The sequence below is a fragment of the Pseudomonas sp. H3_E07 genome (assembly GCF_054668895.1).
This window is the reverse complement of record NZ_CP162795.1, coordinates 2956935-2978023: the sequence shown is the minus strand read 5'-3', so window position 1 is coordinate 2978023 and position 21089 is coordinate 2956935. Positions and strand designations below refer to the sequence as shown.

Annotated in this window: 17 protein-coding genes and 1 pseudogene; 7 read left to right on the top strand and 11 right to left on the bottom strand. The window is 61.3% G+C overall.

The features are described 5' to 3' along the window. Nucleotides 1–73 precede the first annotated feature (73 nt). On the top strand, nucleotides 74–1570 hold the full coding sequence (locus tag AB4O08_RS13440) for a YifB family Mg chelatase-like AAA ATPase (RefSeq protein ID WP_042570933.1): 1497 nt from the start codon (nucleotides 74–76) through the stop codon (nucleotides 1568–1570). Here the strand turns inward: AB4O08_RS13440 and AB4O08_RS13435 are convergent. Then, nucleotides 1567–2150, bottom strand: a pseudogene (locus tag AB4O08_RS13435) (TetR/AcrR family transcriptional regulator). The gene AB4O08_RS13440 and the pseudogene AB4O08_RS13435 sit on opposite strands and share 4 nt — an antisense overlap. Nucleotides 2151–2261: 111 nt before the next feature. Here AB4O08_RS13435 and AB4O08_RS13430 point away from each other — a divergent pair. Continuing rightward, nucleotides 2262–3176 carry an ABC transporter six-transmembrane domain-containing protein gene (locus AB4O08_RS13430; RefSeq protein WP_176331943.1) on the top strand — a complete coding sequence of 305 codons (915 nt, stop codon included), beginning with the start codon at nucleotides 2262–2264 and terminating at the stop codon, nucleotides 3174–3176. 3 nt (nucleotides 3177–3179) lie between these two features. On the opposite strand, the gene AB4O08_RS13425 is transcribed toward AB4O08_RS13430, so the two are convergent. Both AB4O08_RS13425 and AB4O08_RS13420 read right to left on the bottom strand, forming a co-directional pair. After that, nucleotides 3180–5156, bottom strand: a complete 1977-nt coding sequence (locus tag AB4O08_RS13425; RefSeq protein WP_010207466.1) for a methyl-accepting chemotaxis protein — start codon at nucleotides 5154–5156, stop codon at nucleotides 3180–3182. 177 nt (nucleotides 5157–5333) lie between these two features. Continuing rightward, nucleotides 5334–6254, bottom strand: coding sequence for a LysR substrate-binding domain-containing protein (locus AB4O08_RS13420; protein WP_010207468.1), 921 nt, complete (start codon nucleotides 6252–6254; stop codon nucleotides 5334–5336). A 149-nt stretch (nucleotides 6255–6403) separates the two neighbouring features. Here AB4O08_RS13420 and AB4O08_RS13415 point away from each other — a divergent pair, with 149 nt between their 5' ends. Next, a complete protein-coding gene (locus tag AB4O08_RS13415; RefSeq protein WP_010207471.1) occupies nucleotides 6404–7807 on the top strand; it encodes a NorM family multidrug efflux MATE transporter in 1404 nt (467 codons plus the stop codon). Nucleotides 7808–7873: 66 nt separating this feature from the next. On the opposite strand, the gene AB4O08_RS13410 is transcribed toward AB4O08_RS13415, so the two are convergent. Next, on the bottom strand, nucleotides 7874–9538 hold the full coding sequence (locus tag AB4O08_RS13410) for a putative bifunctional diguanylate cyclase/phosphodiesterase (protein ID WP_010207472.1): 1665 nt from the start codon (nucleotides 9536–9538) through the stop codon (nucleotides 7874–7876). A 255-nt stretch (nucleotides 9539–9793) separates the two neighbouring features. Between AB4O08_RS13410 and rep the strand changes: the two genes are divergently transcribed. Together rep and AB4O08_RS13400 are read left to right on the top strand one after the other, a co-directional pair. Beyond that, nucleotides 9794–11803 (top strand): DNA helicase Rep, encoded by a 2010-nt coding sequence (gene rep / locus AB4O08_RS13405; RefSeq protein ID WP_010207473.1) that lies wholly within the window; start codon nucleotides 9794–9796, stop codon nucleotides 11801–11803. Nucleotides 11804–11861: 58 nt separating this feature from the next. After that, nucleotides 11862–12434, top strand: a complete 573-nt coding sequence (locus AB4O08_RS13400; RefSeq protein WP_010207474.1) for a xanthine phosphoribosyltransferase — start codon at nucleotides 11862–11864, stop codon at nucleotides 12432–12434. Between the two features lie 134 nt (nucleotides 12435–12568). On the opposite strand, the gene AB4O08_RS13395 is transcribed toward AB4O08_RS13400, so the two are convergent. The 6 genes from AB4O08_RS13395 to dadA form a co-directional block, all read right to left on the bottom strand. Next, entirely contained in the window at nucleotides 12569–14491 is a 1923-nt protein-coding gene (locus AB4O08_RS13395) for an acetyl-CoA hydrolase/transferase C-terminal domain-containing protein (protein WP_460114179.1), read from the bottom strand. A 133-nt stretch (nucleotides 14492–14624) separates the two neighbouring features. Then, entirely contained in the window at nucleotides 14625–15038 is a 414-nt protein-coding gene (locus AB4O08_RS13390) for a c-type cytochrome (RefSeq protein ID WP_010207476.1), read from the bottom strand. A 181-nt stretch (nucleotides 15039–15219) separates the two neighbouring features. Then, complete coding sequence (locus AB4O08_RS13385; protein WP_003176893.1) at nucleotides 15220–15768, bottom strand: cupin domain-containing protein; 549 nt, start codon at nucleotides 15766–15768, stop codon at nucleotides 15220–15222. Nucleotides 15769–15884: 116 nt separating this feature from the next. Then, nucleotides 15885–16958 carry an alanine racemase gene (alr, locus tag AB4O08_RS13380; protein WP_010207477.1) on the bottom strand — a complete coding sequence of 358 codons (1074 nt, stop codon included), beginning with the start codon at nucleotides 16956–16958 and terminating at the stop codon, nucleotides 15885–15887. Between the two features lie 79 nt (nucleotides 16959–17037). Then, nucleotides 17038–17391, bottom strand: a complete 354-nt coding sequence (locus AB4O08_RS13375; protein WP_460114178.1) for a RidA family protein — start codon at nucleotides 17389–17391, stop codon at nucleotides 17038–17040. Next, a complete protein-coding gene (gene dadA / locus AB4O08_RS13370; protein WP_010207481.1) occupies nucleotides 17363–18664 on the bottom strand; it encodes a D-amino acid dehydrogenase in 1302 nt (433 codons plus the stop codon). Before dadA ends, AB4O08_RS13375 begins: the two co-directional genes overlap by 29 nt. A 156-nt stretch (nucleotides 18665–18820) precedes the next feature. On the opposite strand from dadA, the gene AB4O08_RS13365 reads away from it, so the two are divergent. Beyond that, complete coding sequence (locus AB4O08_RS13365; RefSeq protein WP_003176896.1) at nucleotides 18821–19309, top strand: Lrp/AsnC ligand binding domain-containing protein; 489 nt, start codon at nucleotides 18821–18823, stop codon at nucleotides 19307–19309. Between the two features lie 18 nt (nucleotides 19310–19327). Here the strand turns inward: AB4O08_RS13365 and AB4O08_RS13360 are convergent, their stop codons facing one another. Beyond that, a complete protein-coding gene (locus AB4O08_RS13360) occupies nucleotides 19328–19681 on the bottom strand; it encodes a YkgJ family cysteine cluster protein (RefSeq protein WP_010207483.1) in 354 nt (117 codons plus the stop codon). Nucleotides 19682–19796: 115 nt separating this feature from the next. Between AB4O08_RS13360 and AB4O08_RS13355 the strand changes: the two genes are divergently transcribed. Then, complete coding sequence (locus AB4O08_RS13355) at nucleotides 19797–21089, top strand: NAD(P)/FAD-dependent oxidoreductase (protein ID WP_460114177.1); 1293 nt, start codon at nucleotides 19797–19799, stop codon at nucleotides 21087–21089.

Here is a 21089-nt window from a genome sequence, read left to right as displayed (position 1 = left end):
TCGTTGCCCATGCGTTCCCTCGACTACCTTTGAGAAACCGCAGGAAGCGGCCTCAATTCTTCAAGGAACGAGCATGTCCCTCGCCATCGTCCACAGCCGTGCCCAAATTGGCGTCGAAGCTCCCGCCGTCACCGTCGAGGTGCACATGGCCAATGGTCTGCCGTCCCTGACACTGGTGGGTTTGCCGGAAACGGCGGTCAAGGAAAGCAAGGACCGGGTGCGCAGCGCCATTCTCAATTCTGCCCTGCAATACCCGGCCCGCCGCATCACCCTGAACCTGGCGCCCGCCGACCTGCCCAAGGACGGCGGGCGTTTTGACCTGGCGATTGCCTTGGGAATCCTCGCGGCCAGCGTGCAGGTGCCGGCGTCGATGCTCGACGAGGTGGAATGCCTGGGAGAATTGGCCCTGTCCGGCGAAGTGCGGGCAGTGAAAGGCGTGTTGCCGGCAGCATTGGCGGCGCGCAAGGCGGGGCGCACCGTAATCGTGCCGCGGGCGAATGCGGAAGAAGCCTGCCTGGCGTCGGGGTTGAAAGTGCTCGCCGTGGATCATTTGCTGCAGGTGGTAGCGCACCTGAATGGGCATCAGCCCATCGAGCCCTACAAATCCGACGGATTGCTGTATCTGAACAAACCTTACCCGGACCTGAGCGAAGTACAGGGCCAGCTCGCCGCCAAGCGCGCACTGCTGATCGCGGCGGCGGGGGCGCATAACCTGCTGTTAAGCGGCCCGCCCGGCACCGGCAAGACATTGCTCGCCAGTCGCCTGCCGGGGTTGTTGCCACCGCTGAGTGAGCAGGAAGCCCTGGAAGTGGCGGCGATTCAATCGGTCGTCAGCGTGGCGCCACTCAGTCATTGGCCCCACCGACCGTTTCGCCAGCCGCATCATTCGGCGTCGGGCCCGGCGCTGGTGGGAGGCGGGTCAAAGCCGCAACCGGGAGAAATCACCCTGGCCCATCACGGCGTGCTGTTTCTGGATGAGCTGCCGGAGTTCGACCGCAAAGTATTGGAGGTGCTGCGCGAGCCACTGGAATCAGGGCACATCGTGATTTCCCGTGCCCGCGACCGCGTGAGCTTCCCGGCCCGTTTCCAACTGGTCGCCGCCATGAACCCCTGCCCTTGCGGGTACCTCGGCGAACCCAGCGGACGTTGTCGCTGTACGCCGGAGCAGATCCAGCGCTATCGCAACAAGCTCTCCGGGCCGCTGCTGGACCGCATCGACTTGCACCTCACTGTGGCGCGAGAAACCACTGCGTTGAATCCTACCCAGCAGGCAGGCGATAACACAGCCGAGGCGTCGGCACGGGTCGCCCAGGCCCGCGATCGCCAACAGCAACGCCAAGGCTGTGCGAATGCTTTCCTTGATCTGCCGGAGCTACGCAAGCACTGCAAGCTGGCGAAGGTCGACGAATGCTGGCTGGAAAACGCCTGTGAACGGCTGACGCTTTCCCTGCGCGCAGCCCATCGACTGCTCAAAGTGGCACGCACCCTAGCCGACCTTGAGCACACCGATAGCATCAACCGGGCGCATCTGGCGGAAGCGTTGCAGTATCGGCCCGCGGCTGTTGGCTAGGGTGACTGTGGAAAGTCCAGCAGCAACCGCGCCACTTCCATCACTTCATCCAAGGCCGCTTCGGCCGACTCCGTGGAGGGCTGGAGCATCAGGTCGTCGGCGTAGCCCATCGCCACTGCAAAGATTTGGCGGGCAGCGCGTTGTGGCGAGTCACAACGCAGGACATTGGCAGCGACACCTCGCTCGATCACTTCGGCGAGCATGCCTTGCCATTGAGCATTGATCACCAGGTAAGCCTGGGCCATTTGCGGGTCTTGCATCGCTTCGTCCCAGGCATCCAGCCACAGCGCCCAGCCTGCATCGGCGGTGCTCGGAAGGCAGTCACGCAAAAAACCCACAAAGGCATCCAGCGGGGGGCTTCTGCCAGAGGCGCCCGTACTTCGTCCAACTGCTCATTGGCAAACCGCACGAAGGCTTCGCGGCGCAGCTCCTTCCAATCACTGAAGTAGTGATAAACGTGGCTACGGGACAGCCCGGCATGTTCGGCCAGGTCGCGGGTGGACACATCGGCAAACCCCTTGCTGCGAAACAACTCCAGGGCGGCGGCGATGATCTGGTCTTTACGGTCGATACGCGACATGGCAATTCCTTTCGGCACCGGCAGATAAGCGGCGCTTGCTTTTTGAGCGATCGCTCAAGGATACTTGAGCAGTCGCTCAATAATAGCGTCTATCATCCCTTTGGTGCATCCATGACATCCGTCACGCCTCAAATCCTGATCGAAGAAAGCAAGAAAATCGGCCAGCAATCCGCCGGCCAGACCCTCAAAGCGATCGCCAAAGCCTATCCCGGCAAGCTGTTCGGCACGCTGTCATTGGTTGCATTGGAAAATGCCCTGCTGCTGGCATACCCGTTGTTTGCCGGGTTTGCGGTGGATGCAATCATTCGGGGCGATGCCAGCAACGCTCTGTTCTACGCCGCCGTGGTCCTGGCGTTCTGGGTCGTCGGCGCGGCACGCCGGGCGCTGGACACCCGAACCTTCACCCGGATCTACGCCGACCTGGCGGTGCCGGTGATTCTGAACCAGCGCCTGCAGAATCACAGCACCTCCAAGTCAGCGGCACGGGTGGTGCTCGCACGAGAGTTCGTCGACTTCTTTGAGAAACACGTGCCGATCATCGCCACGGCGCTGGTATCGATTATTGGTGCGGCGGTGATGCTGATCGTGATCGAGCCCTGGGTCGGTCTCGCGTGCCTGGGCGCACTGGTGCTGTGTATCACGCTGTTGCCGCGCTTTGCCCAACGTAACCAAGCGCTGCATGAGCGCCTGAATAATCGCTTGGAAAAGGAAATCGGCCTGGTGGAAAAAGTCGGTGCGCCGACCCTGCGACGCCACTACCAGGTGCTGTCTCGCCTGCGGATCTGGCTGTCAGACCGCGAGGCCGCTGCGTACCTGTTTCTCGGCACACTGGCTGCCTTGCTCTTCGTGGTCGCCATCAGCCAGTTGGCCTTGTCCCCCGCAGTCAAGGCCGGTCATGTGTATGCGGTCATGACCTACCTGTGGACCTTCGTCACCAGCATGGACGAAGCCCCTGGCATGGTCGACCAACTGGCGCGCCTCAAAGACATCGGCAAGCGCGTGGACCCAGGGCTGGGCGACCGCTAGGTCTCAACGAAACCGATCCACTTCATGCCGCAGGCCCGCCGCCAGGGTCTCCAGTTCCTTGGCCGTGATCGCCAGGTTCGACACCACCTCGCGCTGCTCGCTGTTGGCCAGCGCAATGCTCTGCAGGTTGCTGCTGAGCAAAGTCGCGGTGCTGCTCTGTTCCTGGGTGGCGGTGGTGATCGCAGCGAACTGCTGACCGGCCGAGCGGCTTTGCTCGTCGATACGCGCCAGGGCCGACGCCACATCGGCGTTGCGCGACAGGCCTTCCTGCATCAATACGTTGCCGCGCTCCATGGTGCTGATGGCGTTGCCGGTTTCCTGCTGGATGCTCTGGATCATCCCGGAAATTTCGTCGGTGGCCTCACGGGTACGCGACGCCAGGTTACGCACCTCATCAGCGACCACGGCAAACCCACGACCCTGCTCACCCGCCCGTGCGGCTTCGATGGCGGCGTTGAGTGCCAGCAGGTTGGTTTGTTCGGCGATCGAGGTGATCACGCCGACGATCCCGCCAATTTCCTGGGAACGCTGGCCCAGGGTGTTGATCACCGTAGCCGTGCTGTTGAGCGCGGCGGCGATGTGTTCCAGGGACGACGACGCTTCTTGCATCGAGTTGCGCCCGATACGGGTTTGCTGGGCGTTTTCCTGGGCGAGGCGTTCGGTGCTGCCCATGTTATCGGCGATGTTCAGCGACGTGGCGCTGAACTCTTCCACTGCACCAGCCATGCTAGTGATCTCACCGGACTGCTGCTCCATGCCCTCATAAGCACCACCGGATAACCCAGACAACGCCTGGGCACGGCTGTTGACCTCTTCGGCTGCCTTGCGGATATGCGAGACCATGGTCGACAGCGCTTCACCCATCTGGTTGAAGCTGCGCGCCAACTGGCCGATTTCGTCATGGCTGGACACATTCAGGCGTACGCTCAAGTCCCCCGCACCCAGGGCTTCGGCCTGGCGCACCAGGTCGCCCAACGGCGCCAACTTGCTACGCAGCAACCAGACCGTTGCGCCGACCGCCAGCAGCATGGCAAGCACGCTGCCGATCACCAGGCGGATGCCGACGTCCCAGGTCACCGAGCGAATCTCGGCCTTGGGCATGCTCGCGACAACTGCCCACGGCCCGCCGTCGAAGGGTACAGAGACGCTGTAGAATTCTTCGTTCTTGTCCGCCCAGAAGCGACCTTTGCCTGGTGTTTTGGCCAGGTCCAACATCACTGGAACCGCCTGGTCCAGCGCCTGCACGCCAGCCGGGGGCACCAGCCAGCGCTTCTGCTCGTCCAGCAGGGCCAGGGAGCCGGTCTGGCCGATACGGAAGCGCTTGAGATTCTCGAACTGGGCATTCTGCGCATCGGTGTAGTCAAAACCGATGAACAGCACGGCGATGACCTGGCCGCTGCTATCACGCACGGGGCTGTATTGGGTCATGTAGGAGCGGTCGAACAATACCGCCCGGCCGATGTAGGTCTGCCCGCTGAGCACACGCTGATAAGCCGGGCCTTGGCGATCCAGGACCGTACCGATGGCGCGGTTACCATCCTGTTTGGTCAACGACGTGCTGATGCGGATGAAGTCTTCGCCGCTGCGTACAAACACCGTGGCCACGCCGCCGGACATCTGCTTGAACTCATCCACATCCTCGAAGTTGTTGTTCAACACCTCGCTGCCCAGATACAGGCTCGGGGTCTGCACACCGGCCACGGTCACTGGTTGGTCTGCACGCACACTCAAACCGGCACCAAAACGCTTTTCGAACAGCCCGCTCAATCGCTGGGTACTCTCGCGCAAGGTGCCGTGGAAGGTGTTGAGTTGATCGGCAAGCAAGCGCGCCTCGCTGGCCAGGTGTTCCTCGCGGGTGGCGAGGTTGGCGGAGTCGAGGGAACGCAGAGCAAACACAGTACTGCCGCTGATGACGACAGCCAGAATCACGGCGAGTGCGAGGCCTAGCTGTGAGGCTATCCGAGCGCGAGGTTGAGTCATGAAGGCTCCTGGCCGAGGCCAGGATCATCCTGATCTCATAGCGTTGCTCGGCAAATTATCTGGTGGGAAACGTTGGTGCACGATTGTTCCAACACACCTTCTTCGGCTGGGCGAAGCAATACTTGAGCGAATCACAGGGGTATCACGCAAACGATTGCACGAACGCTCTGCAACCACTCAATCGAGACGTTCGACTGAAGGCAACGCCATCGCCTTGACCTCCGCCTGGAGAAACTCCGCCAAGCGCCGCAGCCGCTCACCGCCGGGGCGGGTCTTCGGCCACACCAGGTAATAACTTTCACCACTGGCTACGGCTGTTGGCCAGGGCAGGCTCAATCGGCCCTGGGCCACGTCTTCGGCCACCATCAGCAGGTCACCCATGGATACGCCGTAACCCCGCGCAGCGGCGATCATGCCCAGTTCGAGGGTATCGAACACCTGCCCGCCCTTGAGCGACACCTGGGATGACAAGCCCATGCGCTCCAGCCAGTTGCGCCAATCACGACGGTCAGGCGTGGGGTGCAGCAACTCGGCGGTGGCCAGGCGCTCGACATCCCAGGGTCCATCCTCCAGCAGGTTGGGGGCGCCCACCGGAATCAGCAATTCCGGGAATAGATAACTGGCCTCCCAATCCGCCGGAAAATGGCCGTAGCTCAGCAGCACGGCGCAGTCGAAGGGTTCCTGGTTGAAGTCCACCTCGTCCACACTCATCCAGGCGCTGGTCAGTTGCACCTCATTGCCGGGCTGCAACGCACGGAACCGGCTGAGCCGCGCCAACAGCCAGCGCATGGTCAGGGTGGACGGTGCCTTCATGCGCAGGATGTCGTCTTCGGCATTCAAGGTATGGCAGGCCCGCTCCAGCGCGGCGAAACCTTCGCGCACACCAGGCAACAACAGACGCGCCGCCTCGGTGAGCTGCAAGGTGCGGCCGCTGCGCTGGAACAAGCGGCAGGCGAAGTGCTCTTCCAATGTGCGGATGTGTCGGCTCACCGCACTTTGCGTAATAGACAGTTCCTCCGCCGCACGGGTGAAGGAATTGTGCCGCGATGCCGCCTCAAACGCGCGAAGGGCATAAAGGGGAGGAAGGCGACGTGACATTTGGCAAGCTCCTACAAGCAATTCCGTAACGTACCAGATTCATCAGGCATGAGTTTTAGTCATGTGAACGATCGCATTTATCCCTTTGTGCAATGCGCTGAGAGCGCCGAGAATCAACCCTCCCTCAACCCTTCGACTATTCGAGCGTGATGATCATGCAGCATCCGGCACGTACCGAACTCTGGGCCATTCTGCGGCTGTCAGGGCCGTTGATTGCCTCACAGTTGGCGCACATGCTGATGGTGCTGACCGACACCCTGATGATGGCGCGCCTGAGCCCCGAAGCCCTGGCCGGTGGCGGCCTGGGCGCGGCAAGCTATTCGTTCGTGTCGATTTTCTGCATCGGCGTGATTGCCGCCGTGGGCACCTTGGTGGCAATCCGTCACGGCGCGGGGGATATCGAAGGCGCCACCCGCCTGACCCAGGCCGGACTGTGGCTCGCCTGGCTGATGGCCTTGGCGGCCGGCTTGCTGTTGTGGAACCTCAAGCCGCTGCTGCTGCTGTTCGGCCAGACCGAGACCAACGTGCACTCGGCGGGGCAATTCCTGACGATCCTGCCGTTCGCCCTCCCGGGTTTCCTGAGCTTCATGGCCTTGCGCGGCTTCACCAGCGCGATTGGCAAGGCCCAGCCGGTGATGGTGATCAGCCTCGGTGGCGCGGTGGCCAACTACCTGCTCAACCATGCGTTGATCGAAGGCATGTTCGGCCTGCCGAAACTGGGCCTGATGGGCATCGGACTGGTCACGGCCGTCGTCGCCAATGGCATGGCGTTGGCGCTGATGTGGTACATCCACCGCAACCGTACCTATGCGGCGTACCCGTTGAGCACCGGCCTGCTGCGCCTCAATACCCAGTACCTGCGCGAGCTGTGGCGCCTGGGCCTGCCGATTGGCGGCACTTATGCGGTGGAAGTCGGGTTGTTCGCGTTTGCGGCGCTGTGCATGGGCACCATGGGCAGCACGCAGTTGGCGGCGCACCAGATCGCGCTGCAAATTGTCTCGGTGGCGTTCATGGTGCCGGCGGGGATGTCTTACGCGGTGACCATGCGTATCGGCCAACATTACGGCGCTGGGCAGTTGTTGCAGGCACGCCTGGCCGGGCGCGTCGGCATCGGATTTGGCGCAGCGGTGATGTTGGGATTTGCCGCCGTGCTGTGGCTTTATTCCGATCCTTTGATCGGATTGCTTATCGACCATAACGACCCGGCCTTCCATGACGTGATCGTCCTGGCCGTCAGCCTGCTCGCTGTCGCCGCCTGGTTCGAGCTGTTCGACGGTGTGCAAACCATCGCCATGGGCTGCATTCGCGGGCTCAAGGACGCCAAGACCACCTTCCTGATCGGCGCGGGTTGCTATTGGTTGATCGGGGCACCGTCGGCCTGGCTGATGGCCTTCACCCTGGGCTGGGGACCGACCGGCGTATGGTGGGGCTTGGCGCTGGGCCTGGCGTGCGCGGCAGTCAGCCTGACTTGGGCATTTGAAGCGAAGATGAAGCGCATGATTCGGCGAGAGCCTGAAACCTACAGCACGTTGCAAGCAGCTCAGCCGGATTGAAGGCTGTAATCGGTCAGTGTGGGAGCTGGCTTGCCTGCTCCCACAGTTGATTGGGTGGGCACCCAATCAACCCAGCAAGGCCTGCTGGCTTTTCCCGAAGGTCAGGTACTCCACAAGCTCCGCCAACGGCAGCGGCTTGCTGATCAGGTAACCCTGGGCCTGGTCGCAGCCAAACAAGCGCAACAGTGCAAGTTGCTCCGGCGTTTCCACGCCTTCGGCGACCACTTCAAGGTTGAGATTGTGGGCCAGGTTGATCATGGCGTGCACCAGTTTGCGGTTCTCTTCGCGCTCTTCCATACCGCCGACAAAACTCTTGTCGATCTTCAACAAGGCGATCGGCAGGCTGTTGAGGTGCACGAACGATGAAAAGCCCGTGCCGAAATCGTCCAGGGAGAACCGAACACCGAGGCGGCCGAGGGCGTCCATGGTCTGCTTGACCAGGTCACTGCGGCGCATCACGGCGGTTTCGGTGAGTTCGAACTCCAGCCACTGTGCCTCAACGCCCCGCTCGGCAATCAGCCGGCTGAGGGTGGAGAGCAACTGGCTGTCCTGGAACTGACGGAATGACAGGTTGACCGCCATGTGCAGCGGCGGCAGGCCGCGTTCGCGCAGGTCCTGCATGTCGCGCAGCGCGCGGGAGATCACCCAGTAACCCAACGGCACGATCAGGCCGCTTTGTTCGGCCAGGGGCACGAACTCACTCGGCGGCAACAGGCCACGCTCGTCGTGGCGCCAGCGCACCAAGGCTTCAAGGCCGACGATATGCCCGTCGTCGAGGTCCAGGCGCGGTTGGTAGTGCAGCTCCAGTTCGTCACGACGCAAGGCGCGGCGCAGCTCACTTTCCAGGTCGGCCAGGCTGCGCGCGTTGCGGTTGATGCGTTCGTTGAAGATATGAAAGGTGCAGCCTTGGGTGCTTTTGGCCTGCTGCATGGCGATATGGGCGTGCCACATCAGCGGGTCGGCGCCGGCGCGGGCACGGGCATGGGCCACCCCCAGGCTGCAGCCGATCAGCAGGCTTTCGCCATCCACCCAGTACGGTTCGGCCATGACTTCGGTGATGCGCTCGGCCATCCACTCGGCACGCTGGGGCGCGCGGCGGGTGTCGATCAAGAGGGCAAACTCGTCACTGCCCAGGCGCGCCAGTTGGTCCCCGACCTCAAGTTGGCTCTTGAGCCGCGAGACCACTTGCAGGATCAGCCGGTCGCCGGCCTGGTGGCCGAGGGCGTCGTTGGCGTGGCGGAAATTGTCGAGGTCCAGGTGGCCGAGGGCCAGGCCACGGCCTTCATTCTCGACCAGTCGTGCGGCGAGCAAGGTCTGGAAGCCCTGGCGGTTGGCAATACCGGTGAGCGGGTCCTGTTCGGCCAGGCGCTGCAGGGTGTTTTCCAGTACGCCACGCTCGCGGACGTGGCGCAGGCAGCGGCGCACTGTATCGGCATCCAATACATCGCGCACCAGCCAATCGCTGACGCCCAGCGGCGAAACCAGCGGTTCCTGCTCCAGCAGCAATACGCACGGCAGGCTGCAGCGGCCAGGGCCGGGCTGCAAGCTGGGCGTGGTCAACAGCACGGCGCTGTGGTCGTCATCGAACAGACGGCTCACGGACTCCCAGTTTGGTGCGCTGATCAGCACAGCCCCATCGCCCATCGGCGCCAGGCACTCGCGCAACAACGCTGCCCACGCGGGCTCGTCGGCCAGCAGCAGCAAACGCAAGGGTTCGACAGGCGTAGACAAGCTAGCTCCCTAGACTCTGCAAAATTTCGTGACAGCGGGCATTATGACGTGCGGCCAGATGATCACCAATGATAGGGGTTACCAAACACGCGAACTGTAAAGATTAGTCGCAAATAACCCCGACATCCTGCGGCAAAGTATCAAAACCGGCAAATTTAGATCGAGTGGTACGTCACACTGTCGTTCTGACAGAGCAGAATCCTGCGAGCCTGTTAAAATGCCCGCCCTTTTGAACAACGACTCCCTGAATTCTGTATGTCCCGACTCAATCCCCGGCAGCAAGAAGCCGTGAACTACGTCGGCGGCCCTCTATTGGTGCTCGCCGGTGCAGGCTCCGGCAAGACCAGCGTGATCACCCGCAAGATCGCGCACCTGATCCAGCAGTGCGGCATCCGCGCCCAGTACATCGTCGCCATGACCTTTACCAACAAGGCGGCGCGGGAAATGAAAGAGCGTGTCGGCACCCTGCTCAAGGGTGGCGAGGGCCGTGGCCTCACCGTGTGCACCTTCCACAACCTGGGCTTGAACATCATCCGCAAGGAGCATGCGCGGCTGGGCTACAAGCCGGGCTTCTCGATCTTCGACGAGACCGACGTGAAGTCGCTGATGACCGACATCATGCAAAAGGAGTACGCAGGCGACGACGGCGTGGACGAGATCAAGAACATGATCGGCGCCTGGAAAAACGACCTGATCCTGCCCGCCCAGGCCCTGGAAAACGCACGCAACCCCAAGGAACAGACCGCCGCCATCGTCTACACCCACTACCAGCGCACGCTCAAGGCGTTCAACGCAGTGGACTTCGATGACCTGATCCTGCTGCCGGTGAAGCTGTTCGAGGAACACGCCGACATCCTCGAAAAATGGCAGAACAAGGTGCGCTACCTGCTGGTAGATGAATACCAAGACACCAACGCCAGCCAATACCTGCTGGTGAAAATGCTGATCGGCAAGCGCAACCAGTTCACCGTGGTAGGCGACGACGACCAGTCCATCTACGCCTGGCGCGGCGCGCGCCCGGAAAACCTGATGTTGCTCAAGGACGACTACCCGTCCCTGAAAGTGGTGATGCTGGAGCAGAACTATCGCTCCACCAGCCGCATCCTGCGTTGCGCCAACGTGCTGATCTCGAACAACCCCCACGAGTTTGAAAAACAACTGTGGAGTGAGATGGGCCACGGCGACGAAATACGCGTGATCCGCTGCCGTAACGAAGACGCCGAAGCCGAGCGCGTGGCCGTGGAAATCCTCAGCCTGCACTTGCGCACCGACCGGCCCTACAGCGATTTCGCAATCCTGTACCGCGGCAACTACCAGGCCAAGCTGATCGAGCTGAAATTGCAGCATCACCAGGTGCCGTATCGCCTGTCGGGCGGCAACAGCTTTTTCGGACGCCAGGAAGTCAAAGACCTGATGGCCTACTTCCGGCTGATCGTGAACCCGGACGACGACAACGCCTTCCTGCGCGTGATCAATGTGCCGCGCCGCGAGATCGGCTCCACCACCCTGGAAAAACTCGGCAACTACGCCACTGAACGCAAGATCTCGATGTACGCCGCCACCGACGAAATCGGCCTGGGCGAGCACCTGGACTCGCGCTTCACCGATCGACTGGCGCGCTTCAAGCGCTTCATGGACAAGGTCCGCGAGCAGTGCGCCGGCGAAGACCCGATCAGCGCCCTGCGCAGCATGGTCATGGACATCGACTACGAGAACTGGCTGCGCACCAACAGCTCCAGCGACAAGGCCGCGGATTACCGCATGAGCAATGTCTGGTTCCTGATCGAAGCGCTGAAGAACACCCTGGAAAAAGACGAAGACGGCGAGATGACCGTCGAAGACGCCATCGGCAAGCTGGTACTGCGCGACATGCTTGAGCGCCAACAGGAAGAGGAAGACGGCGCCGAGGGTGTGCAGATGATGACCTTGCATGCGTCCAAGGGCCTGGAATTCCCCTACGTGTTCATCATGGGCATGGAAGAGGAAATCCTCCCGCACCGCTCCAGCATCGAAGCCGACACCATCGAAGAAGAACGGCGCCTGGCCTACGTGGGTATTACCCGCGCGCGTCAGACTTTGGCCTTCACCTTTGCCGCCAAGCGCAAGCAATACGGCGAAATCATCGATTGTGCCCCCAGCCGGTTCCTGGACGAACTGCCGCCGGACGACCTGGCCTGGGAAGGCAATGACGACACCCCGACCGAGGTAAAGGCCGTTCGCGGCAACACCGCCTTGGCGGACATACGCGCGATGTTAAAGCGCTAGAATCGACTACTTTTTAATCTACTTTCGGCGCGCACCGCGCCATTAGAGGAAGCTTTCCGTGGAAGCACTGCACAAGAAAATTCGCGAAGAAGGCATCGTGCTTTCCGATCAGGTACTCAAGGTCGACGCCTTTCTGAACCACCAGATCGACCCGGCACTGATGAAGCTGATCGGCGACGAATTCGCCGCATTGTTCAAGGATTCGGGCATCACCAAGATCGTCACCATCGAAGCCTCGGGCATCGCCCCGGCGATCATGACCGGCCTGAACCTCGGCGTACCGGTGATCTTCGCCCGCAAGCAACAGTCCCTGACCCTGACGGAAAACCTGCTGTCGGCGACGGTGTATTCCTTCACCAAGAAAGTCGAAAGCACTGTGGCGATCTCCCCGCGCCACCTGACCAGCAGCGACCGCGTGCTGGTGATCGATGACTTTTTGGCCAACGGCAAGGCGTCCCAGGCGCTGATCTCGATCATCAAGCAGGCCGGCGCGACCGTCGCCGGTTTGGGGATCGTGATCGAGAAGTCGTTCCAGGGTGGTCGTGCCGAGCTGGATGCGCAGGGTTATCGGGTTGAGTCGCTGGCACGGGTGAAGTCGCTGGCGGGTGGCGTGGTCACTTTCATCGAGTAATCGCTGCCTGAATGCCGTTAACCCTGTGGGAGCGGGCTTGCTCGCGAATGCGCTGTGACAGTCAATGTAGACGTCGACTGATACACCACTTTCGCGAGCAAGCCCGCTCCCACATTCGGTTTTGCGTTGGGCTGTCAGTGCACGGTGGCCTGCAGGCCGGCGAGCAATAAACGTTGATACAAATCCTCTTTCAGCCCCTCCGGGTTATCCAACCGCATCCGTTTCAAATGCTCGGGATACGCCTCCGGCTCCGGCGCATCCAACGCCGCCTTACCCAGCTCCAGAATCTCCGTCAGCTTGAATTTGCTCTTGAGCCAGTTCAACGCCCGCAACAGATCCCGCTCTTCATCCGTAAAATCGCTGCCCAGCGGATACTCCGGGAACAACCGGCGATGCCGCGCCTGAATACCTTGGAGCCGCTCCGGCGTGTTATCGGCAAAGCGCGGATCCAACTGGAAATCCTTCGGCAACTTGCCGGCCTTCTGCGCCTTTTCGATCAAGTCATTCTGAAAGCGCGAGTCGGTTACGTTGAGCAGCGCTTCGATCACCTTGGCATCCGTCTGGCCGCGCAAATCGGCGATTCCATACTCAGTGATGACGATATCCCTCAGGTGCCGGGGAATCGTGCAGTGGCCATAGTCCCAGACGATATTGGAACTGACCTCCCCCGCCGATTCGCGCCAGCTGCGCAGGATCAAAATCGAGCGCGCGCCCTCCAGCGCATGACCCTGGGCAACGAAGTTGTACTGCCCGCCCACGCCGCTGAGCACGCGCCCGTCTTCCAACTGGTCCGCTACCCCCGCGCCCAACAAGGTCACCATGATCGCACTGTTGATAAAGCGAGCATCCCGCCGTTGCAGTCGTTTGAGTTCTTCCTGGCCGTACAGCTCATTGATGTAACTGATGCGGGTCATGTTGAATTCGAGGCGCTTGGCGTGGGTCATTTCCTGCAGGCGCTGGTAAAAACTTCGCGGGCCGAGGAAGAATCCGCCGTGGATCGAGATCCCGTCGGGCTGCGCGGCGTCGTCGAGCGTGCCAGCGTTAGCCTGCTCCTGCGTCGCCACATCCGGGTAGACCTTGCGGCGGATAATCCCCGCGTCCGCCAGCACCAGCAGCCCGTTGACGAACATTTCGCTACACCCGTAGAGGCCATGCGCGAACGGATCGACACCGCCTTCGTGGCTGATCAACGGCGCCCACTGATAGACGTCCAGGTCAGTCAGCAGCAATCGGTAGGCCTCATTGTCCGCCTGGCGCGCCAGCAGCGCGGCAGTCAGCGCATCCCCCATGGAGCCGATGCCGATCTGCAGAGTGCCACCATCGCGCACCAAGGTGCTGGCATGCAGGCCGATAAAGTGGTCCTGGAAGCCCACCGGCATGTTCGGTGTGGAGAACAACGTGGTGCTGTCTTTTTCATCGATCAGGTAATCGAAGGCGTCCATGCCCAGCTCCGCATCACCCGGCATGTAGGGTAAATCGCTGTGGACCTGGCCGACGATCAGCACGGTTTCACCGGCATCACGGCGCTTGGCGATCATTGGTAACAGGTCGAGGGTGATATCCGGGTTGCAGCTCAGGCTCAGACGATCAGGGTGTTCGCTGCTGCTGGCAACCAGTTGAGCGACCAGGTTCAGGCCGGCGGCGTTGATGTCGCGGGCGGCGTGGCTGTAATTGCTGCTGACGTAATCCTGCTGGGCCGACTCGCTGTGGAGCAAGCTGCCGGGCTGCATGAAGAACTGCTGCACGTGGATATTTTTCGGGAGGTTGTCCTTGTGCAGGGCGGCGAGGAAATCCAGTTCGGGATAATCGCCAAACACTCGCTCGATAAAGGGTTCGAGAAAGCGTTTCTGCAAACCATCGCCCAGTGTTGGCCGGCCCAGGCTCAAGGCGGTATAGATCGTCAGCGACCGCTCCGGCAATTTGGCAATGCGCCGGTACAGCGCGTTGGCAAACAGGTTCGGCTTGCCCAGGCCAAGCGGCATGCCCATGTGGATATGCGCCGGCAACCGCTCCAGCACATCGTCAACTGCTTGCTCGATTGAACACAACTGCACCATCCGACCCTCCTGAACATTCCATGATTAGGGGTTGGACCGAGCTTGCCGGGTCTTTGCTGCAAAGAACAGCGCTGAAACACAAATCACGGATACAAAAAAGCCGCTTGTAAGCGGCTTTTTGGCGAAGATCGGTTTATTTCAAACCGGACATCTTCTCGATCGCACCTTTGAGGTCATCATCCGAGCAATCGGCGCAGGTGCCCTTTGGCGGCATGGCATTGATACCGGTAATGGCCTTGGCGAGGATGCCATCCAGGCCGCCCTGGTGGTCAGCGCGTTCTTTCCAGGCAGCGGTGTCACCGATTTTCGGCGCGCCCAACAGGCCAGTGCCGTGGCAAGCGTTGCAATGCTTGGCAATGATTTCATCCGGCGTCTTCGCAGCGCCGCCGCCTGCGGCGACCGCCACTTCCATGCCTTTGCATTCCTGGCCCTGGACGCAAACCTGGCCGACAGGCTCCAGGCGCTTGGCAATGTCATCATTGGTCGCAGCTTGAGCGCTGACAGCCCATAGGGCCAGTACGGTTGCTGGTGCAGCCAGCATTTTCATAATTAGGTTCACGCGTTCACCCTCAATGGTGGCTATTCACGCCTGCGGCCACGGTTTCGCAGGCGGCGAAAGTATAACGGTTAGCCCGCCCTGCCGAAACAACCCTATTAAATAAAGGGAGATTCAGCTTCACGGATACAGCTACGGGAGTCTCTGCCACGCAGGCAGGACGCCTCTTTTCTTAAAAGTTCGCGGGTGTGGCTGCGCTGATTAGTCGCGCCGGCACGTCGAACGGATTGCGAAAACGATGAGGCTTGGTGCTTTCAAAGTAGTAGCTATCGCCCGCTTCGAGCACAAAAGTTTCAAGACCGACCACCAACTCCAGACGACCTTCCACCAGAATCCCGGTTTCTTCGCCTTCGTGGGTGAGCATTTCTTCGCCCGTGTCGGCGCCCGGCGGGTAGATTTCGTTGAGAAACGCAATCGCCCGGCTGGGGTGAGCCCGGCCTACCAGTTTCATGGTGACGGCGCCGTCAGAGATATCAATGAGCTCATTGGCTTTATAGACGATCTGCGTCGGTATTTCCTGGAGGATCTCCTCGGAAAAGAACTCGACCATGGACATAGGGATGCCGCCCAGCACCTTGCGCAAGGAGCTGATCGAGGGGCTGACGCTGTTTTTTTCGATCATCGAAATGGTGCTGTTGGTGACACCCGCGCGCTTGGCGAGCTCGCGCTGGGAAAGACCCTTCAGTTTACGGATGGATTGCAGTCGTTCGCCGACGTCCAATGCAGGAGCCTCCTAGGATTCAGGCTTTGTTGTAATTGAGCGTTATCATGGCGACAGCGTTCAGTATTTACAACACTTGGGCCTAAATCCCGGGCGCTTGTGTTCGTGACTGGCGGTCAAGCCTCGGAATAGAGCCTTGGCACGCGGCGCAGGTTGCAGAACAGTTGGTAAGGAATGGTCTCGGCGGCGACCGCCACATCACTGGCCAGGATGTTTTTGCCCCACAACTCCACCGTGGAACCGAGCCCGGCCTGAGGCAGGTCAGTCAGGTCGATGCACAGCATGTCCATGGACACACGGCCCAGCAACTGGCTGCGCTGCCCGGCCACCAGTACCGGCGTACCGGTCGGCGCGTGGCGCGGATAGCCATCGGCATATCCCATGGCAACCACGCCGATACGCATGGGTTTCGGCGTAATGAACTTGGCGCCGTAGCCCACCGGCTCCCCGGCCGGCAGCTCACGTACGCAGATAACCTTGGACTCCAGGGTCATTACTGGCTGCAAGCGCGAGGCTATGGCCTGGTCTTCGCCAAAAGGCGTCGCACCGTAGAGCATGATGCCGGGACGGACCCAATCGCTGGACACATTCGGCCAGCCTATCACCGATGGCGAGTTGCGCAGGCTCACCTCGGCCGACAAGCCCTGGCGCGCCGCGTCAAACACCGCCACCTGTTCATCACTGCGTACGCAGTCGAGTTCATCGGCGCGGGCAAAGTGGCTCATCAGTACGATCTTGGCCACCTTGCCGCTGGCCAGCAAGCGCTGATAAGCCTCGTGATAATCCTTGGGGTGCAAGCCAACACGGTGCATGCCGGAATCGAGCTTGAGCCAGATAGTCAGCGGTTTGCTCAGCTTGGCCTGTTCGATGGCCTCCAACTGCCACAGCGAATGCACCACGCACCAGAAATCATGCTCGATGATCAGGGGCAGCTCATCAGCCTCGAAGAAACCTTCCAGCAGCAGCACCGGCGCACGAATCCCGGCCGCGCGCAGCTCCAACGCCTCTTCGATACAGGCGACGGCGAACCCATCGGCCTCGGCTTGCAACGCCTGGGCCACACGCACGGCGCCATGTCCGTAGGCATCGGCCTTGATCACGGCAAGGGCCTTGGCCCCCGTGACTTCACGGGCCAATTGGTAGTTGTGGCGCAGGGCTTGGAGGTCAATCAGGGCACGGGCAGGACGCATGGCGGCAGACTTCTAGGCGGCAGAGTGAAGAAAAACCGGCACCGACAGGCAACCTCGGCACCGGGAGAGGGATCGTTGTTTAAGGCAGGGCAGCCACGACGGACAGCTCTACCAGGATTTCCGGTTCGCACAGCTTGGCTTCAACCGTGGCACGGGCCGGCGCAACACCTTTGGGCAGCCACTTGTCCCATACCGCGTTCATGCCGGCGAAATCCGCGTCGATGTCTTTCAGGTAGATCGTCACCGACAGCAACTTGGTCTTGTCAGTGCCGGCCAGGTCCAGCAAACGCTCGATGTTGACCAGGGTTTCACGGGTCTGCTGTTCAATTCCGGCATTCATGTCGTCGCCGACTTGCCCGGCCAGGTACACGGTACCGTTGTGGACAACGATCTGGCTCATGCGCTCATTGGTGAGCTGGCGCTGGATTGACATGTTGTGCGGACTCCTGGTGGTTGCCGTAACGGGAAATATCGAGGCCTTCCGCACTGATCTGCGGCGTTTTCTTGGCCATCAGGTCGGCCAGCAAGCGACCGGAGCCACAAGCCATGGTCCAACCGAGGGTGCCGTGGCCGGTATTCAGGAACAGGTTCTTGAACGGGGTAGCACCGACAATCGGCGTGCCGTCGGGGGTGGTCGGGCGCAGGCCGGTCCAGAACGTGGCTTCGGTCAAATCGCCGCCCTGAGGATAAAGGTCGTTGACGATCATCTCCAGGGTTTCGCGCCGACGCGGGTTAAGCGACAGGTCAAAACCGGCTATTTCAGCCATGCCGCCGACGCGGATGCGGTTGTCGAAACGGGTGATCGCGACCTTGTAGGTCTCGTCGAGAATGGTCGAAGTCGGCGCCATCGCCGGGTTGGTGATCGGCACGGTCAGCGAGTAGCCCTTGAGCGGGTACACCGGCGCCTTGATCCCCAGCGGCTTGAGCAATTTCGGCGAGTAGCTGCCGAGGGCCAGCACGTAGCGGTCGGCGGTTTCCAGCTTGCCGTCGACCCACACGCCGTTGATACGGTCACCGGCGTAATCGAGGCGCTGGATGTCTTGCTCGAAGCGGAATTCCACGCCGAGCTGCTTGCACATGTCGACCAGGCGGGTGGTGAACATCTGGCAGTCACCGGTCTGGTCGTTAGGCAGGCGCAAGGCGCCGGCGAGGATATCGGTGACGCTCGCCAGGGCCGGCTCGACGCGGGCAATGCCGGCGCGGTCGAGCACTTCGAACGGCACGCCGGACTCTTTCAACACGGCGATGTCCTTGGCTGCGCCATCCAGCTGCGCCTGGGTGCGGAACAGTTGGGTAGTCCCCAGGCTACGGCCTTCGTAGGCAATGCCGGTTTCCGCGCGCAGTTCGTCGAGGCAGTCGCGGCTGTACTCGGACAGGCGCACCATGCGCTCCTTGTTCACCGCATAACGGCTCGCGGTGCAGTTGCGCAGCATCTGCGCCATCCACAGGTATTGGTCGATATCGGCGGTGGCCTTGATCGCCAGCGGCGCGTGGCGTTGCAGCAGCCACTTGATGGCCTTGAGTGGCACACCCGGTGCGGCCCAGGGCGATGCATAGCCTGGCGACACCTGGCCGGCGTTGGCGAAACTGGTTTCCATGGCAGCAGCAGGCTGACGGTCGACGACAACCACTTCAAAGCCGGCCCGCGCCAAATAGTAGGCACTGGTCACACCAATGACGCCGCTACCCAAGACCAGAACGCGCATTTTTATATCCTCATCGCGGGCATGGCCGCTGACGTGTGTTATTCGAGCAATGATGAGCGCAGTGTAAAAAACAATTGCCAGTGCATTTCACTATATAACTGCCTATATTTGGCGACAATTCTCGGCAAAAACCCTTTTCACAGAGGCGTATCCCCTATGCGTACCAACACCCAGACCAAGCGGGAGCTGGACAAGATCGACCGCAACATCCTGCGCATCCTGCAAACCGACGGGCGTATTTCGTTTACGGAGCTGGGGGAAAAGGTCGGGCTGTCGACCACGCCCTGTACCGAGCGCGTGCGCCGGCTAGAGCGTGAAGGGATCATCATGGGCTACAACGCGCGGCTCAACCCGCAGCATTTGAAAGGCAGTTTGCTGGTATTTGTCGAGATCAGCCTCGATTACAAGTCCGGCGACACCTTTGAGGAGTTCCGCCGCGCCGTGTTGAAACTGCCCCATGTGCTGGAGTGCCACTTGGTGTCGGGCGACTTCGACTACCTGGTGAAGGCGCGAATTTCCGAGATGGCGTCGTACCGCAAACTGCTGGGCGATATCCTGCTCAAGTTGCCCCATGTGCGGGAGTCAAAGAGCTATATCGTGATGGAAGAAGTGAAGGAGAGCCTGAACCTTCCGATCCCGGACTGACACAACACAGTAACCGAGTTAAACCAGTACCTGCCGGGTACTCGCCATGTATTCGTGGATCTGTTTTTCCACCCGCGGGTGAATCAGCTCCACCGGCCTGCGCCCGTTGGGGCACGGCAACGTCTTGGTCGTGCCGAACAGCCGGCAGATCAACGGTCGCTCGTCGTACACCGTGCAGCCGTGGGGGCCCAGGTGCACGCAGTTCAGTTCATCCATGGCCGCGTCCTGCTCGGCGGCGGTCTTGCGCGGCAGGCGCGACATTTCCTCCGGCGAGGTGGTCACCGGCCCACAGCAGTCGTGGCAACCGGGAACGCACTCGAACGAAGGAATCTGCCGACGCAGCGCGCTGATTTTCTGACTGTTGCAACTCATCGAAACACATACCGAACGGCGAATAGACGTGGATTCTGACGCAAAACGCCCTGCGCAGACAGTTTTGTCCGACCGCTGTATCCTGCGTCAAATTTTCCAAACAGGGATGCTCCCCATGACTGCCAGCGCCCGGCACACTCCGTCCTATTATGCAGCCAGCAGTGTGGCGCAACCCGATTACCCGGTGTTGACGGGCGACATGACGGCCGATGTATGCGTGGTCGGCGGGGGCTTTTCCGGGCTGAACACGGCGCTGGAGCTGGCCGAGCGGGGTTTCAGCGTGGTGTTGCTGGAGGCACGCAAGATCGCCTGGGGCGCCAGCGGACGCAACGGCGGCCAATTGATTCGTGGCGTCGGGCATGGCTTGGACCAGTTCGCCAACGTGATCGGCACCGAAGGCGTGCGCCAGATGAAGCTGATGGGCCTGGAAGCGGTGGAGATCGTGCGTGAGCGCGTCGAACGCTTCCAGATCCCCTGCGACTTGACGTGGGGCTACTGCGACCTGGCCAACGAGTCCCGCGACCTGCAAGGCCTGGCCGAAGACGCCGAAGAGCTCCGCGGCCTCGGCTATCGCCATGAAGTGCGCCTGCTGCACGCTGACCAAATGAGCAGCGTGATCGGCTCGGACCGTTATGTAGGCGGCATGATTGACATGGGGTCCGGCCACTTGCACCCGCTGAACCTGGCCCTTGGTGAGGCCGCCGCCGCGCAGCAGCTGGGCGTGAAGCTGTTCGAGCAGTCCGAAGTCACGCGCATCGACTACGGCCCCGAAGTCAACGTACACACCGCCCAGGGCAACGTACGCGCCAAAACCCTGGTGCTGGCCTGCAATGCCTACCTCAATGGCCTCAACCCACGCCTGAGCGGCAAAGTGTTGCCCGCCGGCAGCTACATTATCGCCACCGAACCGTTGAGCGAAGCCCAAGCTGTCGATTTGCTGCCGCAGAACATGGCGGTGTGCGACCAGCGTGTCACGGTGGATTACTTCCGGCTGTCCGCCGACCGTCGCCTGCTGTTCGGCGGCGCCTGCCATTACTCCGGTCGCGATCCCAAGGACATCGGCGCCTACATGCGCCCGAAAATGCTGCAGGTGTTCCCGCAATTGGCCGACGTGAAAATCGATTATCAATGGGGTGGCATGATCGGTATCGGTGCCAACCGCTTGCCGCAGATTGGCCGCCTGACCGACCAACCCAACGTGTATTACGCCCAGGCCTACGCCGGCCATGGCCTCAACGCCACCCACCTGGCGGGCAAGTTGCTGGCCGAAGCCATCAGTGGCCAGCAACAGGGGCGCTTTGACCTGTTCGCCCAGGTGCCGCACATCACCTTCCCCGGCGGCAAGCACCTGCGCTCGCCGCTGCTGGCATTGGGGATGCTCTGGCACCGCCTCAAAGAGCGGATGTGA

Coding starts and splice junctions, on each gene's coding strand:
- AB4O08_RS13440 (WP_042570933.1), top strand. CDS start 74: ATGTCCCTCGCCATCGTCCACAGCCGTGCCCAAATTGGCGTCGAAGCT.
- AB4O08_RS13430 (WP_176331943.1), top strand. CDS start 2,262: ATGACATCCGTCACGCCTCAAATCCTGATCGAAGAAAGCAAGAAAATC.
- AB4O08_RS13425 (WP_010207466.1), bottom strand. CDS start 5,156: ATGACTCAACCTCGCGCTCGGATAGCCTCACAGCTAGGCCTCGCACTC.
- AB4O08_RS13420 (WP_010207468.1), bottom strand. CDS start 6,254: ATGTCACGTCGCCTTCCTCCCCTTTATGCCCTTCGCGCGTTTGAGGCG.
- AB4O08_RS13415 (WP_010207471.1), top strand. CDS start 6,404: ATGATCATGCAGCATCCGGCACGTACCGAACTCTGGGCCATTCTGCGG.
- rep (WP_010207473.1), top strand. CDS start 9,794: ATGTCCCGACTCAATCCCCGGCAGCAAGAAGCCGTGAACTACGTCGGC.
- AB4O08_RS13395 (WP_460114179.1), bottom strand. CDS start 14,491: ATGGTGCAGTTGTGTTCAATCGAGCAAGCAGTTGACGATGTGCTGGAG.
- AB4O08_RS13390 (WP_010207476.1), bottom strand. CDS start 15,038: ATGAAAATGCTGGCTGCACCAGCAACCGTACTGGCCCTATGGGCTGTC.
- alr (WP_010207477.1), bottom strand. CDS start 16,958: ATGCGTCCTGCCCGTGCCCTGATTGACCTCCAAGCCCTGCGCCACAAC.
- AB4O08_RS13375 (WP_460114178.1), bottom strand. CDS start 17,391: ATGTCAATCCAGCGCCAGCTCACCAATGAGCGCATGAGCCAGATCGTT.
- dadA (WP_010207481.1), bottom strand. CDS start 18,664: ATGCGCGTTCTGGTCTTGGGTAGCGGCGTCATTGGTGTGACCAGTGCC.
- AB4O08_RS13365 (WP_003176896.1), top strand. CDS start 18,821: ATGCGTACCAACACCCAGACCAAGCGGGAGCTGGACAAGATCGACCGC.
- AB4O08_RS13360 (WP_010207483.1), bottom strand. CDS start 19,681: ATGAGTTGCAACAGTCAGAAAATCAGCGCGCTGCGTCGGCAGATTCCT.
- AB4O08_RS13355 (WP_460114177.1), top strand. CDS start 19,797: ATGACTGCCAGCGCCCGGCACACTCCGTCCTATTATGCAGCCAGCAGT.